Annotated in this window: 15 protein-coding genes; 13 read left to right on the plus strand and 2 right to left on the minus strand. The window is 51.6% G+C overall.

Going from position 1 to position 15,821, the window contains the following annotated elements:
* The first annotated feature begins 531 nt into the window (after nt 1–531).
* The 12 genes from gspC (at nt 532) to ACO6V5_RS20745 (ending at nt 12,124) form a co-directional block, all read left to right on the plus strand.
* Entirely contained in the window at nt 532–1,428 is an 897-nt protein-coding gene (gene gspC / locus ACO6V5_RS20690) for a type II secretion system protein GspC (RefSeq protein ID WP_422412747.1), read from the plus strand.
* Nucleotides 1,425–3,626 carry a type II secretion system secretin GspD gene (gene gspD / locus ACO6V5_RS20695; RefSeq protein WP_422412749.1) on the plus strand — a complete coding sequence of 734 codons (2,202 nt, stop codon included), beginning with the start codon at nt 1,425–1,427 and terminating at the stop codon, nt 3,624–3,626. The genes gspC and gspD overlap by 4 nt, the downstream gene beginning before the upstream one ends.
* A complete protein-coding gene (gspE, locus tag ACO6V5_RS20700; protein ID WP_422412751.1) occupies nt 3,601–5,139 on the plus strand; it encodes a type II secretion system ATPase GspE in 1,539 nt (512 codons plus the stop codon). The genes gspD and gspE overlap by 26 nt, the downstream gene beginning before the upstream one ends.
* Nucleotides 5,139–6,362 (plus strand): type II secretion system inner membrane protein GspF, encoded by a 1,224-nt coding sequence (gene gspF, locus ACO6V5_RS20705; RefSeq protein WP_422135889.1) that lies wholly within the window; start codon nt 5,139–5,141, stop codon nt 6,360–6,362. The genes gspE and gspF overlap by 1 nt, the downstream gene beginning before the upstream one ends.
* A 92-nt stretch (nt 6,363–6,454) precedes the next feature.
* A complete protein-coding gene (gene gspG / locus ACO6V5_RS20710) occupies nt 6,455–6,895 on the plus strand; it encodes a type II secretion system major pseudopilin GspG (RefSeq protein WP_422135888.1) in 441 nt (146 codons plus the stop codon).
* Nucleotides 6,895–7,479, plus strand: coding sequence for a type II secretion system minor pseudopilin GspH (gene gspH, locus ACO6V5_RS20715; RefSeq protein WP_422135887.1), 585 nt, complete (start codon nt 6,895–6,897; stop codon nt 7,477–7,479). The genes gspG and gspH overlap by 1 nt, the downstream gene beginning before the upstream one ends.
* A 3-nt stretch (nt 7,480–7,482) precedes the next feature.
* Entirely contained in the window at nt 7,483–7,884 is a 402-nt protein-coding gene (gspI, locus tag ACO6V5_RS20720) for a type II secretion system minor pseudopilin GspI (protein WP_422135886.1), read from the plus strand.
* Nucleotides 7,881–8,519 carry a type II secretion system minor pseudopilin GspJ gene (gspJ, locus tag ACO6V5_RS20725; protein ID WP_422139273.1) on the plus strand — a complete coding sequence of 213 codons (639 nt, stop codon included), beginning with the start codon at nt 7,881–7,883 and terminating at the stop codon, nt 8,517–8,519. Before gspI ends, gspJ begins: the two co-directional genes overlap by 4 nt.
* The gene (gene gspK, locus ACO6V5_RS20730) at nt 8,516–9,523 is read left to right on the plus strand and encodes a type II secretion system minor pseudopilin GspK (protein WP_422412755.1); all 1,008 of its coding nucleotides are present in this window, start codon (nt 8,516–8,518) and stop codon (nt 9,521–9,523) included. The genes gspJ and gspK overlap by 4 nt, the downstream gene beginning before the upstream one ends.
* A complete protein-coding gene (gspL, locus tag ACO6V5_RS20735; protein ID WP_422139271.1) occupies nt 9,520–10,755 on the plus strand; it encodes a type II secretion system protein GspL in 1,236 nt (411 codons plus the stop codon). The genes gspK and gspL overlap by 4 nt, the downstream gene beginning before the upstream one ends.
* Nucleotides 10,752–11,318 (plus strand): type II secretion system protein GspM, encoded by a 567-nt coding sequence (gene gspM / locus ACO6V5_RS20740; RefSeq protein WP_422412757.1) that lies wholly within the window; start codon nt 10,752–10,754, stop codon nt 11,316–11,318. The genes gspL and gspM overlap by 4 nt, the downstream gene beginning before the upstream one ends.
* A 5-nt stretch (nt 11,319–11,323) precedes the next feature.
* Nucleotides 11,324–12,124 (plus strand): type II secretion system protein N, encoded by an 801-nt coding sequence (locus ACO6V5_RS20745; protein WP_422135881.1) that lies wholly within the window; start codon nt 11,324–11,326, stop codon nt 12,122–12,124.
* 4 nt (nt 12,125–12,128) lie between these two features.
* Here ACO6V5_RS20745 and ACO6V5_RS20750 read toward each other — a convergent pair whose 3' ends face one another.
* The gene (locus ACO6V5_RS20750; RefSeq protein ID WP_422412759.1) at nt 12,129–14,366 is read right to left on the minus strand and encodes an ankyrin repeat domain-containing protein; all 2,238 of its coding nucleotides are present in this window, start codon (nt 14,364–14,366) and stop codon (nt 12,129–12,131) included.
* A gap of 720 nt (nt 14,367–15,086) precedes the next feature.
* Between ACO6V5_RS20750 and ACO6V5_RS20755 the strand changes: the two genes are divergently transcribed.
* Nucleotides 15,087–15,512 (plus strand): hypothetical protein, encoded by a 426-nt coding sequence (locus tag ACO6V5_RS20755; RefSeq protein WP_422412761.1) that lies wholly within the window; start codon nt 15,087–15,089, stop codon nt 15,510–15,512.
* 52 nt (nt 15,513–15,564) lie between these two features.
* On the opposite strand, the gene ACO6V5_RS20760 is transcribed toward ACO6V5_RS20755, so the two are convergent.
* The gene (locus ACO6V5_RS20760; RefSeq protein ID WP_422135878.1) at nt 15,565–15,771 is read right to left on the minus strand and encodes a hypothetical protein; all 207 of its coding nucleotides are present in this window, start codon (nt 15,769–15,771) and stop codon (nt 15,565–15,567) included.
* Nucleotides 15,772–15,821 lie beyond the last annotated feature (50 nt).

The raw sequence follows: 15,821 nt of genomic DNA on the forward strand, positions 1-15,821 counted from the left end.
TTTTATATTTATTGAGCCCGCTACCAAAGTTTGCTGCGCAATATTCTTGACGCCAAGTGGGAGGGGGCTTCCTACTAACTTACACTAAGGAGCCAGCCAATAAGACCAGATTTTTGCAACCTTGTTCTTTTTCAGCAAAGTCAGGTTGATATGCAGGCTGTTATCTCACACAGTTCTGGGCTTTTTATGACTCAAAAAATAAAGGGACCGATGAAGTAACAGATGATGAAGCTGAGTTTGGTTATTACCATTCGAACTAAAAGAGGCGATCTGATGGCTTCACGAGAGTGTAACAGTGAACCATTACCATCAAATCGGTCGATTTGATCTGGATCAAGATCAGGGCCGTTTTGCTGTAGCCTCTATGCACTGAAGGATGAAGAATAATTCGTTGTTTTTATAAGTATTTACACGTATGGTGAATTTTTTGTACCTATGTACCACTATTAGTGGCAATTGGGAAAACAAGAATTTTAATGCCGACTTAATCTGCATTGGACTGATAAACGAATTAGATGAAAAAGTTGTACCATGTCACCAAGCCTGCTCAACAGACTGAAAGCCTTTGGCCCTCTGTCCTCGCCTGACTTGAACATTGCCAGTGTGTTATCACAGACTGGGGTGCGGCGACTGATTATTGGCTGTGAAGTGCTGCTGGTGATTCTTCTGACTCAACAGCTGGCTCGTCTTACCTGGCAACTCATGGAGGGTTCTGGCAGCGCCAGGATTCAGTCGTGGCAACCTCAATCGACAGTGGTAAATCGTCGCCAATCGGAACAGGATGCCTACCCCGCACTGAATGATTTCCATCTGTTTGGTCAGGAGCCTGTCAAGCTGAGACAAACGGATAACCCTGGTATTGACCCCAACGCTGTTCCCAAATCCCGCCTCTCTGCAAAAGTCACCGGTATTGTTGCCAGTTCAGTTCCTGCTGATTCCGTTGCGGTGATTCGTTCCAGTGGCCGTGATCGCACTTATCGAATCGGTGAAAGGCTTCAGGGCTCCAATGCGGAAGTGAAAGATATTTATGAGGATCGGGTGATTGTATCGAACCGGGGCAAGCTCGAAGCCCTTTTGCTTTACCCCGATGAAGCGGATCGAAAAGTAGAAAAAAGAGACAGTGGTCGTCTGATAGAAATTCGTCAGCAACTGATCTCTGATCCGGACTCTTTTACGGATTTTTTTCAGATCACCGAGGCTCAGAAGGATGGTCAGCTGGTCGGGTATCAGATAACCCCTGGCAAGTTTCCTGACGTTTTTCGTGAGTCAGGCCTGAAGCCTGATGATATAGCCCTGTCCATTAACGGATATGACCTGAGTGACAGCAACGATACCATGAAGCTGCTGCAGGAAATCAAGCAGCTCACCCAGCTATCGATGACCATTGAACGGGGTGGTCGTCTCTATGAAATAGAAGTCAAACTATGAGTGTTAGAGGAAAGACAGGGTTATTAGTATTACTCCCTGAATTGCTTAGCGGGGCCATTGCCCGGAAATGTGTGAACCAGAATGCCGTGAGACGGCTGCGCAGACAGATCTGCTCAATGATGGCAGGACTCATACTGGTTTCAGCGTCTGCTTTTGCCAGTCAGGCTTCAGCTGACTATCAGCGTTATTCTGCCAGTTTTGAAAAGGCCGATATTGCTGAATTTGCCAGTACGGTCAGTGCCACTCTGAACAAAACCATTATTCTGGACCCCGCTGTTCGTGGCTCTGTAACGGTGCGTTCCTATGACAAGCTCAATGCTGAACAGTACTATCAGCTCTTTTTGAACGTTCTGGAAGTTCATGGTTTTGCCGTTATTGAACAAGAGAATAATGTTCTGAAAATTGTTCAGGACAAGAACGCAAAAATGTCGTCTATTGCGCTGGCCGACCGGCAAAACACGGGTCAGGGTGATGAGTTCGTTACCTGGGTGCTTCCGGTTCAGAATGTGCCGGTGAGAGAACTGTCTCCGTTATTGCGCCAGCTCAATGATACTGCAGGCAATGTGGTTCATTACGATCCCTCCAATATTCTTCTGCTGACTGGCCGTGCAGCTAATGTGAAGCGTCTGGTTGAAATTGTCAGACGAGTAGATATGGCCGGCAACCGAAACTTCTCTGTTATCCAGCTCGAGTACGCTTCTGCTTCAGAAATGCAGCGAATTCTCACTTCCCTGCTGCAGGAAAAAGGTGGTAAGGGCGGCGCGTCCCAGGTGACCGTGGTTGCTGATGATCGTAGCAACCGCCTGATTGTTGCCGGTCAGGCAAGACAACTGCAAAAAGTGAATCGTATTGTCTACCAGCTGGATGCCGAACAGGAATCCTCCGGTAATACCCGTGTCTTCTATTTGAGGTATGCCAAGGCGGAAGAACTGAAAGAAGTCATGGAAGGTGTCGGGCAAACGGTTCAGGCAGAAAAAGACAGCGGTAAAACAGTTGTTCGTAATAACCAGAAATTCAGCATCAACGTTCATGAGCAAACCAACGCTCTGGTGGTCACCGCTCAGCCAGACATTATGAAAAGTCTGGAAAGTGTCATCAAGCAGCTTGATATCCGTCGTGCCCAGGTTCTGGTCGAAGCCATTATCGTTGAGGTAGCCGATGGTGATGGCATTAACCTCTCCTTCCAGCTGGCCAATGCTAACAACGGCAGCATGATGCAGTTTAATGATGGCCGAACGGTACCGATTGGCGAGATCATGGCCGGTTTGAAAGAGGCAGAGGACGTGCCGGGCTCAACGGTCATCGGTGAAAATGGCACCACTATTAACCCTGATCAGCCGGGCGATTACACCAGATTATATGATGCTTTGGCCGGTGTTTCCGGTGCTGCATTCAGTATCACATCCGGCGACTGGACAGCCCTTTTGCAGGCTGTTACCAGCTCAACAAAATCCAATGTTCTGGCGACTCCCAGCCTGATGACGCTGGATAACGAAGAATCTTCTTTCATAGTGGGTGACGAAGTTCCTGTTATCACCGGTTCCGCCTCCAGTTCAAACAACGATAATCCTTTCCAGACTGTAGAGCGTAAGGAAGTAGGTGTGAAGATGACCGTCAAGCCCCAGATCAATGAAGGGGATTCGGTGATGCTGGATATTACTCAGGAAGTGTCTGGTGTTAATGGTACGACTTCCGTCGATGTCACTTTCTCCAAGCGTGAAGTGAAAACATCCATCATGGCCCGCAGTGGTGACACCATTGTTATTGGCGGACTGCTGGACGAAGACGTGCAGGAAAGTGTTTCCAAAGTGCCACTGCTGGGTGACATTCCCTACCTGGGGGCGCTCTTCCGCTCCACCTCCAGCGAGGTGAAAAAGCGTAACCTGATGGTCTTCCTGAGACCTACCATCATTCGTGACGATAACATCCTGACCAGTATCAGCGGTAAGAAATACAGCTATATGCGTGCCCGCCAGCTAGATCGTCGTGATCAGGGCGTTGAGTTGATGCCTGATGCGAGAACTCCGGTCCTGCCTGAATACCCTTCTAACTCCGATCTGATGAACAGAGCGCGCCAGAAACTGGATGAAGCCGATCGGAAAGAAAAAGAGAAAGAAAAAAACGACAGGGAAGACGATGACAAGGTAGCCAGTAAACAGTCGGAGAAGAACGATGCTGAGTCCGGCGATAACAGTTGATCAGGAAACCGAAGTCCTTGCTCAAGGTACTCCTGTGGGTGTTCTTGAACTGCCCTTTGCCTTTGCCCGTAACTTCGGTGTTCTGCTGGAACAAGAGCCGCAGGGCAGCCCCTGCCTGTACGTCAATGGCCAACCATCCAGAGCAGCCATTGCCGAAGTTCGTCGATTTGTTGCGGGTCCGATAGATATTAAATCACTGTCCGAGGGTGAGTTTGAAGCAAGACTGTCGGCTTATTATCAAAAAGACTCATCGGCTGCCCGACAGCTGATGAACGATATCGGCAATGATGAAGGTCTTCACTCTCTGGCAGAGGAATTACCCGACAGCGAAGACCTTTTAGATGCCGATGATGGTGCCCCGATCATTCGCATGATCAACGCCATGTTAGGTGAGGCGATCAAGGAAGGGGCTTCCGATATTCATATCGAAACCTTCGAAAACTGCCTGGTCATTCGCTTCCGCGTCGATGGTGTATTGAGAGAAATCCTTCGACCCCAGCGTAAGCTGGCGGCATTGCTGGTATCCCGTATCAAGGTTATGGCCAAACTGGATATTGCTGAGAAGCGGGTGCCTCAGGACGGTCGTATTTCTCTGCGACTGGGTGGCCGTGCCGTTGATGTCCGGGTATCGACACTGCCTTCCCGTCATGGCGAGCGAATCGTATTGCGTTTGCTGGATCGCAACAGTGTCCGTATGGATATGTCCAGCTTAGGCATGACGCCTGATATTCATCAGCACATCCGTGAGGCTTTGCATAAACCTCACGGCATTCTTCTGGTCACAGGTCCGACCGGTTCTGGTAAGAGTACGACACTGTACGCTGGTCTCACAGAAATCAATGACACAGAGCGCAATATTCTCACCGTTGAAGATCCTGTGGAATACGATCTCGAAGGTGTGGGTCAGACACAGGTCAACCCCAAGGTCGATATGACCTTTGCCCGGGGTCTGCGTGCCATCCTGCGTCAGGACCCTGATGTGGTGATGGTGGGTGAGATTCGTGATCTCGAAACCGCAGAAATTTCTATTCAGGCCTCCCTTACCGGTCACCTGGTATTGAGTACCCTGCACACCAATACGGCTATCGGTGCTGTCACACGCCTGAGAGATATGGGCATTGAGCCTTTCCTGCTGTCATCCAGTTTGCTGGGCGTTCTGGCCCAGCGTCTGGTTCGTACCCTCTGTCCTTCCTGCAAAGTAGCCAGAGAGCCAACGCCTCATGAGCGAAAGCTGATAGGAATGGACGACTCTGACAGCAGACCCGTTCACGAAGCCAGCCCTGAAGGTTGTTCCGAGTGTCATGGCGGTGGCTATAAAGGTCGAACCGGCATTCATGAGCTGTTTCTGGTCAGCGATGAAGTTCGTAGAATGATTCATGAGGGTGCCGGTGAACAGGCTCTGGAAGACGTGATTCGCAAGACCAGCCCCAGTATCCAGAAAGATGGCTTCCGTAAAGTTCTTGCGGGTATGACTTCCATTGAAGAAGTACTGCGGGTGACCAGGGAGGAATAATGGGCGTATTTGCTTACGAAGCCCTGGATAAAAAGGGTAAAAAACGCAAAGGGGTACTTGAGGCTGATTCTGCCCGCCAGCTCCGTCAGCAGTTGCGCTCCGAAGGTCTGGTTCCGGTGACCATTAATGAATCTGAGCAAAAGAGCAGTGGTGAACGTGCGTCGTTTACTCTGTTCGAGAAAAAAGCCAGCCCGGCTGAAGTCGCCATGCTGACTCGTCAGCTGGCCACTCTGGTTGCGGCTGCCATTCCTCTGGAAGAGTGTCTTCAGGCCTTGTCTCGTCAGGTTCAGAAATCCCATCTGAAAGCTATGATCACCACCGTCAGAGCCAAGGTACTGGAAGGCCGGACGCTGGCAGAAAGTCTGGCGATTTACCCGAAAACCTTCGACACACTGTATTGCTCAATGGTGGCGGCCGGTGAAAAGTCCGGTCATCTGGATACGGTTCTGGAGCGGCTGGCAGATTATACCGAACAGCGTCAGCTGATCCGGGGTAAGCTGATTCAGGCCATGATCTATCCCGCTATTCTCAGCATAGTAGCGGTCTCGGTCATCGCCATTTTGCTGGCAACCGTGGTACCCACCGTGGTGGAACAGTTTGCGGATCTCGGGCAGGACCTGCCAGCCATGACTCGTGCCTTGATTGCCATGAGTGACTTTGTTCGGGATTACGGCTTCGGTGTACTGGCTGGCCTTGTTGTTCTGTTATTCATGAGGCAACGTCTGCTGGTTAATCCCGAGCGGAGACTGACCCACGACCGATGGCTGTTGAAAATGCCCGTTATGGGTGAAGTGGGTGCCGGTGTTGATACTTCCCGTTTTGCCCGGACATTGAGTATTCTCAGCAGCAGTTCAGTGCCCCTTCTGCAGGGTATGAGAATCTCGGCAGAAGTCATGTCCAACTCTTTTATCCGGAAATCCCTTGAACAGGCTTCGGAGCGGGTGAGGGAAGGTTCCAGCCTCTGGATGGCGCTGGATCAGACACAACTGTTTCCACCCATGATGCTTCATATCATTGCCAGTGGTGAAAAATCGGGTGCGCTGGAACAGATGCTGGTTCGAGCAGCGGACAGTCAGGATCGACAGTTTGAAAACCAGGTGAATATTGCCCTGGGTGTTTTTGGCCCTTTGCTGATTGTCTCCATGGCGGGCATGGTTCTGTTTATTGTGATGGCGATTCTGACCCCGATGCTGGATCTTAACTCACTGGTATCAGATGGTTAACAGTCAGTATGGGGTTTTCAGTAAAGAGCTTTTCAGAAGAGAATATGAGCCTGACACAGATCGGGCCATGTAACATTAGGAGTGAATGACCAATGACTACGAAAAAGGCACATCGACAACAACAGCAGGGTTTTACCCTGATCGAGATCATGGTGGTGATCGTGATTCTCGGTGTCCTGGCCAGCATGGTGGCCCCGAATGTTCTGGGTAACAAAGAAAAGGCAGACCAGCAGAAAGCTGTCAGTGACTTAGTGACGCTGGAAAACGCACTGGATATGTACAAGCTGGACAATAATCACTTCCCATCGACTCAGCAGGGTTTGAATGCTCTGGTAGAACAGCCTTCCGGCAGCCCTCAACCCAGGAATTACCGTGACAACGGCTACATCCGTCGTCTACCCCAAGACCCATGGGGTAATGACTATCTGATGCAGTCTCCCGGTGAATTTGGTGATATCGATATCTTCTCTGCCGGTCCTGATGGCCAGGCGGGCTCTGAGGATGACATCGGCAACTGGAACATGAATTCCTGATGAAAAGTGCCGGTTTCACCTTGCTTGAAATTATGCTGGTTCTGGTACTGCTGGGCATTGCTACCGCTGTCGTATTGCCCACTCTGGAACCGGCTGACAGTTCCGCACGTTTAAAAACGGCTGCGGATCGATTTGCTGCTCTGGTGAAAACTGGCCACGAAAAGTCATTGCTCAAAGGTAAAGACCTTGGGGTCAGGTTTACCGACAATGGCTATCAGTTTATGGAGTGGCACGGAGACAAATGGCAGTTAATGCAAAATGACCGATTGCTCACAGAGAAAGAACTTTCAGAAGCCATCAATCTGGATTTTATGCCGGGTGAGCTGATCTGGCAGGCTGCTCTGGATGCTGAAGAGCAGCAGGATAGTGACTCGTTTTTTACTGACTCAGGGCTGTTTGAAAACGAAGCAAGCAAGAAAAAGCCTGAACTCTATATCTGGTCCAGCGGTGACCTGACCCCGGCGGAAGTGCGGTTCCAGTCAACCAGCGACATTCGTCGTTTTTTTAGTGTCATAATCACGGAAACCGGAGAAGTAACCGTGGTCAGTGCAGATGAGTACGACAAGACAGTTGGCCGGGGCTGATAAATGAAACGTTATTCAGGCTGTTCCCGATGTTCCCGACAGGTCAGGGGCTTCACTTTGTTAGAAGTGTTGATGGCCATGACTATTCTGGCCATCGCCGGTATCACGGTGCTCAGAACCAGCAGTGAAAGCCTGGATAACAGCCAGTACCTGAAGAACAAAACCATGGCTCGCTGGGTAGCCGACAATGAACTGGTCGATCTCTACCTGAAGGATCAATGGCCATCCCAGACCTGGAAAAAAGAAACCCGTGAGCTGGCTGATCAAACCTGGCATGTTCGATACCGAAGTGTGCGTACGGCGGATGACAATTTTCGGGCCATCCAGGTCGAAGTCCGACTCGACCGTGATGAGAAGAAAGCCGCTCTGGCCAGTCTGCAAACTTACACGGTGAAGCGGTCTTGAAGTCATTGAATGTCATGCAACGCTCGACCCAACGCGGTTTTACATTGCTCGAAATGTTGGTGGCTCTGACCATTTTTGCACTGGTCAGTATGAGTGCCTGGCAGATTCTGCAGGGGGTTATGGGTGCTCGGGATGTTGCCAGCGATCATCAGAGTCGTATTCGGGAAATTGACTACGCCATGATGGTCATGGAGCAGGACTTTCGGCAAATGATTGACCGGGGTGTGCGGGTCGATGGTGAACTGACGGATCAGAGTCTGTTTGCCGGTAGAGACATGCTGGAATCCGATGACGAGGCGGCGGCCTTTATTCGTCTGGGCTGGCGCAATCCGCAACAGAAACTCCCCCGCTCTGAGTTGCAGAAAGTCAGCTATCGGCTCAAAGCCGGAGTGCTCGAACGTCAGCACTTTTATGTGCTGGACCCGGAGGAGAATGCAGAACCTGTGGTCAGGGATCTGTTAACCGATGTCCGCTCACTTAAATTTCAGTACTTTATTAATGGCCAATGGCTAGAAATGCTCGGCAATACCCTGCCCCAAGGTATGAAGATTACGTTTGAGCTGAATGATCTGGGGGTCATCGAGCGGCGCTACGTGCTTTCCGGGAACTGGGAAGTTCAGGAGCAAGATTCATGACGAGCCTGATTTCAGATAAAAAGAATACAACGTCTTTTCAGCGTCGTCAGTCGGGTGTCGCATTGCTAATTGTTATGTTCGTATTGACGTTGATGGTGCTGATAGCGGCAGAGATGACTTTTGGATTTTCCCTGCAAATGCGCCGGACAGCCTCCCTGCAACAAATGGAACAGGCACGCTGGTATGCATTGTCTGGCGAAGAACTGGCAGTCAAAGTACTTCAGGACGGGTTTGATGAAAGCGAAGAAACCGTGAATCTTGGTCAAACCTGGGCCGCGGGGGAAGTGACTTTTCCGATGGATGGCGGAACAATCAGGGGCGAAATTTTCGACGCTCAGGCCTGTTTAAACCTGAATGCTTTGCAGGCTCCGGATAAAGAAGGGCAGACCTCGGTTGAAGTCAAAGTGTTTCAATCCCTGATGGAAGCTTTGGGAATTGAGTCCTATCAGGCCGAGACCATTGCGCAATCAACCAGAGACTGGGTAGATAATGACAACACCCAGGGGTCAGGCATGGGCGCGGAAGACCGTTATTACCAGTCTCTGCCAGTGCCCTATCTGGCCAGTAATACCAGTATGAGATCGGTTTCGGAGTTGAGAGCGGTAAAAGGCGTCAATGCCAGAATAATGAGAAGGGTCAAACCTTTTGTCTGTGCATTGCCGACCACTGAAATGAAGATCAATATCAATACCCTGTCGCCGGACCATGCGCCGGTGCTCAGCGCCCTGTATTGGGGTGAGCTTCCCTTAGAGCAGGCAAAAGAGGTATTGGAACAGAGGCCGGAGAATGGCTGGAGGAGTGTCGATGAATTTATTCAACAACCCTCTCTCTCCAACTTCAGTGCCGAAAACACCCATGAATTGATGTCGGTGGACAGTCAGTATTTTGCAATGACTGCAACCGCTTCTTATGCGGACACCAAAGTCCGAATAAAGAGCCTGCTGCGGCGGGAAGAAGAGAATAAGTTCAGCGTCATTCGCCGAGAGTTTGGAGGGCTTGAGTGAGCCAGTATCTTATCATCAGGCTGCCTGGAGATCCCGGCCAGCGCGTTCACTGGCAATGCTATCCAGTAGAGCAGGAGCCAGTGATTCAGGTAACCGAAGGGGAAAACGCTACCTCTGGTATTCTGCCGTCTGTTGAAGACCTGGGAACACTGATGGAGTTATTCCCGGATACCAAAACCATTGCCCTGGTTCCCACGGAGCTGGTCAGTGTTCACTGCCTTCAGGTTGAAGGCAGACTGAGCAAGGCGGTATTAAAGTCACTGCCTTTTCGTCTGGAAGATGATCTGGCTGAGGATGTGGATGATCTTCATATTTCGGTTATTGCCAGAGAAGGAACTCAGGTTTATCTGTCAGTGGTCGCTCATTCGAAAATGGCTTTCTGGTACGAAGCACTGAATCAGTCCGGTCTTAAAGTCAAAACCCTGATTCCTGAAGCCCTGGCTCTGCCCTGGACCGAGGGAGAGTGCTCGGCGCTGGCCATGAATGGACGCTGGATACTCCGGGATGGCCGCTGGCAGTGGGCTGCTTGTGATCCATCCTGGCTGAGCTTCTGTCTGGCAGAGGACGACTCAGAAGAAACGCCCCTGAAAGTGAACTGTTTCAGCGAACTACCAGAGGACAGGCCGGGTGAATGGCGTCAGGAAGCTTCGGGCTCTGCTCTGGAAGTATTGGCAGCGGGTGCGGTGAGCGCCACCTCACAGAAAAACAGTGCCAACCTCTTGCAGGGCGTCTGGCAGGTAGAGTCATCCGTCATCAAAAGCCTGAAACCCTGGGGGCTGGCTGCCGGACTTCTGGCTTTTACCGTCACTCTGTTTATGGCTCAGGCGGTAGTGAAGTCGGTACAGTTGGAACAACAGGCTGAACAGCTTAATGCACAGGCGCATAAGATCTACAGTGACATGTTCCCCGGTGAGCGGATTGTGCGTCTGCAGTCGCAGATGCGGCAGAAGCTTATGGCCTTGAAAAGTAGCAACAGCGATGACTCGGGTCTGCTGAAACTGCTCGATCAGACTGCCCCGCTGTTTATACAGTATCCGCAACTCAAGCCGGTTACTTTGTCGTACAACCAGTCTCAGCAATCACTACGGGTGGAAGCTACTGCGAAGGATTTTGATACTTTTACGGCATTTCGGGAAGAGTCGGGTGAGCAACTGGTGATCACGGTTGAAACACTGGAGAAGCGTGGTGATATTGCCAATGGTACGCTGATCATCAAGGGGAGTGATTCATGAATAACATTGTGGAAAGCTTCAATGAGGGCTGGCAACAGGCTCAAAGCTATTGGCGTGGTCTGAGTCGACGCGAGCAGCAACTCTGTACGGTAGCAGGAGCGTTTATTATTGTCTGGAGCATTTGGCAGGGTATTTTAAACCCTTTGTCAGAACGTCAGTTAGCTGCCGAGCGAAAGCTGGTGGCCAGTCAGAAGTTACTGGCTTCTGTAGAGAAACAGGCCAACGAGATCGTCAGTCTGCGTCAGGGTCGGCCTGACAAGAGCCGCTATCTGGTGTTACCTCTGGACCAGTTGGTGAACAGAACCGCAAAAGATTTCGATCTGCGCATCACCGGGGTTCGAGCCGTTCGAGATGCATTGCAGGTCGATCTTGATACAGTGGGCTTTGATCGTTTATTGGCATGGCTGGTCAATCTTCAACAGCAGGGTGGGGTTGAGATCAGGGAGCTGGAGGTAGAAGCCGCCGAAAAGCCCGGTCATGTGATCGTTAAGGCTCTGAGAATGGAAAGAGCCTTCAGCGCAGAGACAGCCTTCAGCGCAGAGACAGCCTTCAGCGAGAGTTAAGACATATGAAGAAAATCATTTCTCTGGCTGCACTGGCCGTTGTTTCTTACTCAGTTTTTTTGCTGGCAGGGTTGCCAGCCGCTTTTGTCTGGCGTCATGCACCCAACATGTCGGGGATTGAGCTGGAAGGTCTGTCAGGTTCAGTCTGGTCGGGTTCAGCGCAGGAATTAACCATCAATGGTATCGAGCTTCAGGAAGTCAGTTGGGATTTCCAGCCTTCTGCACTGCTCACCGGAAAGGTCAGTGCGGACCTCGAGGTCGGCGATAACTTGTCTGCTGTTGTAGGTCAGGCGACAGTGACCTACAGTCCTCAGGGTGTGATGGTTGAAGACCTTGAAGCAGACGCCTCGGCAGGCTGGTTACAGCAGCTTGCAGCCATGCCAGTTCCGGCAACAGCCAGAGGTAATATCAATCTGGTGGTAGACTCCCTGGTCTATGAAGAAGGTCGGTGTGTCGAGCTGGATGGTCGTATGGAATGGGAAAGAGGGCGAATCAGCAGTCCTCTGGGTAACGTAGAACTGGGTAAAGCAGATGCTGATCTCACCTGTAAGGGAAATACTCTGGAAGGTAAAATTAGCCAGTCATCCGAGTTTCTGACAACAGATGCCGTTTTCAGCTTTAATCTTAACGGCAGTTATTCATTGAACGGGAAAGTGTCTGAAGGTGAAGCTCTGCCAGAAACCATGAAAGATGGAATGAAGTTTCTGGGAAGGCCGGATTCTCAGGGGCGCTTCCCTTTAACATTCAGAGGGGGCATCCAGGGGGTATTCTTATCCAACCGACCGAACAGATCAAAGCATCAGTAACTTGCTAGTATGCCCCACCGTTGATCAGGAGATTCACGCAGTCGGTATTGCCCTCCTTGGTTGCGATGGACAGCGGAGTGGCGCCAGTCTTGGTGCGGGCGTTGATATCCGCCTCGGCGTTGATCAGGAGTTTCACGCAGTCGGTATTGCCCTTCAGGGCTGCGGTGAACAGCGGAGTGGCGCCATTCGGCAGGGCAGCGTTGAGATCTGCCCCGGCTTCGATCAGGATTATCAGGCAGTCGGTATTGCCTTTCTGGGCTGCGATGAACGTTGGGCTGGCACCACCCTTAATCCGGGTGTTGAGATCTGCCCTGGCGTTGATCAGAAGTTGCAAGCATTCGATGTTATTTTCCTGGGCAGCGACGAATAGCGGGGTGGCACCATTCAGCAGGGCAGCGTTGAGATCCGCCCCGGCGTTGATCAGGAGTTTCACGCAGTTAGTATTGCCTTTCGCAGCAGCAACGAACAGCGGGGTGGCGCCATCCTCAATTTGCGCATTGATATCTGCCTTGGCTTCGATCAGGATTTTCAGGCTGTCGATGTTATCTTGCTGAGCAGCCATGAATAGCGGGGTGGCGCCATCCGAATTCCCTGCGTTGAGAGCCGCCCCGGCGTTGATCAGGAGTTCCACGCAGTCGGTATTGCCTTTCGCAGCAGCAACGAACAGCGGGGTGGTGCCACTCTTAGCCCTGGCGGGGCTGAGTTCCGCCCCGGCCTTGATCAGGAGTTTCACGCAGCCGGTATTGCCTCTCGCAGCAGCAACGTACAGCGGAGTGACGCCATCCAAAGTCCGGGCGTTGAGATCCGCCCCGGCCTTGATCAGGAGTTTCACGCAGTCGGTATTGCCTTTCTCAGCAGCAACGTACAGCGGAGTGGCGCCAGTCTTAGTCCGGGCGTTGAGAACCGCCCCGGCGTTGATCGGACGTTTCACGCAGTCGGCATTACCGTACTCAGCAGCAGCATAGAGCGGGGTGGCGCCATTCTCAGTGCGGGCGGTGATATCCGCCCCGGTGTTGATCAGGAGTTCCACACAGTCGGTATTACCCTTCGCAGCAGCAGCGTGCAGCGGGGTGTTGTCAGTCTTGGTCCGGGCGTTGAGATCCGCCCCGGCGTTGATCAGGAGTTTCACGCAGTCGGTATTGCCTTTCGCAGCAGCAACGTACAGCGGAGTGGCGCCAGTCTTAGTCCGGGCGTTGAGATCCGCCCCGGCGTTGATCAGGAGTTTCACGCAGTCGGTATTGCCTTTCGCAGCAGCAACGTACAGCGGAGTGACGCCATCCAAAGTCCGGGCGTTGAGATCCGCCCCGGCGTTGATCGGACGTTTCACGCAGTCGGCATTACCGTACTCAGCAGCAGCATAGAGCGGGGTGGCGCCATTCTCAGTGCGGGCGGTGATATCCGCCCCGGTGTTGATCAGGAGTTCCACACAGTCGGTATTACCCTTCGCAGCAGCAGCGTGCAGCGGGGTGTTGTCAGTCTTGGTCCGGGCGTTGAGATCCGCCCCGGCGTTGATCAGGAGTTTCACGCAGTCGGTATTGCCTTTCGCAGCAGCAACGTACAGCGGAGTGGCGCCAGTCTTAGTCCGGGCGTTGAGATCCGCCCCGGCGTTGATCAGGAGTTTCACGCAGTCGGTATTGCCTTTCGCAGCAGCAACGTACAGCGGAGTGACGCCATCCAAAGTCCGGGCGTTGAGATCCGCCCCGGCGTTGATCAGGAGTTTCACGCAGTCGGTATTACCATACTCAGCAGCGATGAACATTGCGGTGGCACCATTCGAATGGGTAGCTTCAAGGTTTGCCCCAGCGTTGATCAGGCGTTCGACGACATCTGTGTGCCCCCAGCTGGATGCCAGCATCAGGGCAGTGAAATCAGCAGTCATTACAGCATTGACATTGACTCCTTCCGCCAGAGACCTCTCCACCTGATCCAGATCCGCGTTTAAACAGGCACGATAAAACCTCTGATCGGGGAAAAATGTATCCGGGTGAGATTCACTGGTGTTCTGATTCACCAAAGGCATCGGGTTTTGCCGGCACATCGCACACCGGCGTGAGCCGATGGGCTGATTAACAAAAAACCTCGAAATACAGTCCAGATCAAAGCGGTAGCCACAACATTGGGCTTTGACGACCACAGGCGCTTCACTTCGGCCATGGAAGGGAGCTAAACAAATAGGACAATGGTCTGCCTTCAGTGTCAAAGGGGAGAGGGTAGCGAATAATACCACACATAAGTAGAACATCTGTGTCGCTCAATAAGCCGTGTGGGTTAGATACAGAAAAGCATATTAGTTCATTTAAACGGCTATCAAAGTTCGCTGTGGCCAAACAATCACCTGTTTCAAAAACTCAGAAGATGGGAACATCTGAGAGCCATGATCACTGAACAACACAACACTTTTTTTGTTCCCTTCTTTAACCTCTGTTCACTACCTCGCCCCAACGTTGAACAGGCGTTTGACGACGTCTATGTGAGACTTGATGGATGCCAACATCATACTTCGTGCATCAAATGTGTGATCAAGAGCCGTATGACGGGAGACTCTCAGGTATGGTTCCGTGAGAAGCCTGGAGATGAAATTTCCCCTTGCTTACTCGACTCAACCAGCGGCTTGAGCGGCAACTTGCCTGTTTTTCAGCAGCTCCCGTCGCTGGCTGATCCAACTGTGGTAATCAGTTGTATATTGGTTTTCAATCGTCAACTCTGCACCAGTCAATCCATAACCGCCCAATGTAGACCAGAAACCGGAGGTAATGCAAAGTAACTACCGTCAGATGCCATTGACAGAGGCAGGAAGTTAGGTTTTTCATCGCAGGAAGGGTTACCATTATATTCATCACACATTGCGTGATGAATATAGCCGAACATAATTACGCTCAGTTCAGAGCAACGGTTCTGAGGTTATTCTGTCGTATCAACCATTCAAACTGACTGTTTTTTTCTTCCCGTTAATGGAAGTTTCGTGAATAAAATCTTCATAAAAATTCTATTGTTTGTTCTGCTTCTGGCCGGAGCCACTGTCCTGTACGTGAAGTTCAAACCGGTTGAAAAGCCTGCCACTCCGGCACCGGAGCTGACCCAACTGTTGGAAAGAGCTCAGCTTCAGGCGGAAGAACTGACCATGCCAAAGGCAGAACCCATTAATCTGGCAGACTGGCAGCTGCTGATGCAGCAGGTGGCTGACCAGAGCGGTCTACAGATTGGTGTCAGAGAGGGCAATGCCCAGCAGGCTGAAATCTATATCAGGGAGGGATCGGTAGCGTCCTTTGTGAACGGGTTTGCGGATATGTATGCCAGAGGGCTCAGAGTTCAGAGCATACGATTGCTGGAAACCGGTGAGCCAGCGCAGGTTAAGGCTGAAACAGTGAAGCTGTTGGTGAGTCCTTAGCTTTCAAGTTTTCAAATGGCTGTATTTGCTGAATGATCTGAAACCGACAGGATCAGTGGGTGTCGCAAAACTCTGATTCCCATGCTCTGAGGTCGTCATTCCCGCGAAGGCGGGAATCCAGCGCCAACGGTGGATTTCTGCCTTCTCGGGGATGACAAGGCCAGGGGGGCATCGGGCAGTATGGTTCTGGTAGTGAGTCAGTGTGGATTCCCGCCTTCGCGGGAATGACGAGAATGAAGCCGGGAATGACGGGAGTCAACTCGTTCCCAGGCTGGAGAGAGTTTTGCGACACCCTCAGAGCGTGGGAAC

The sequence above is a fragment of the Endozoicomonas sp. ALD068 genome (genome assembly GCF_049310145.1).
Classification (GTDB): domain Bacteria; phylum Pseudomonadota; class Gammaproteobacteria; order Pseudomonadales; family Endozoicomonadaceae; genus Endozoicomonas_A.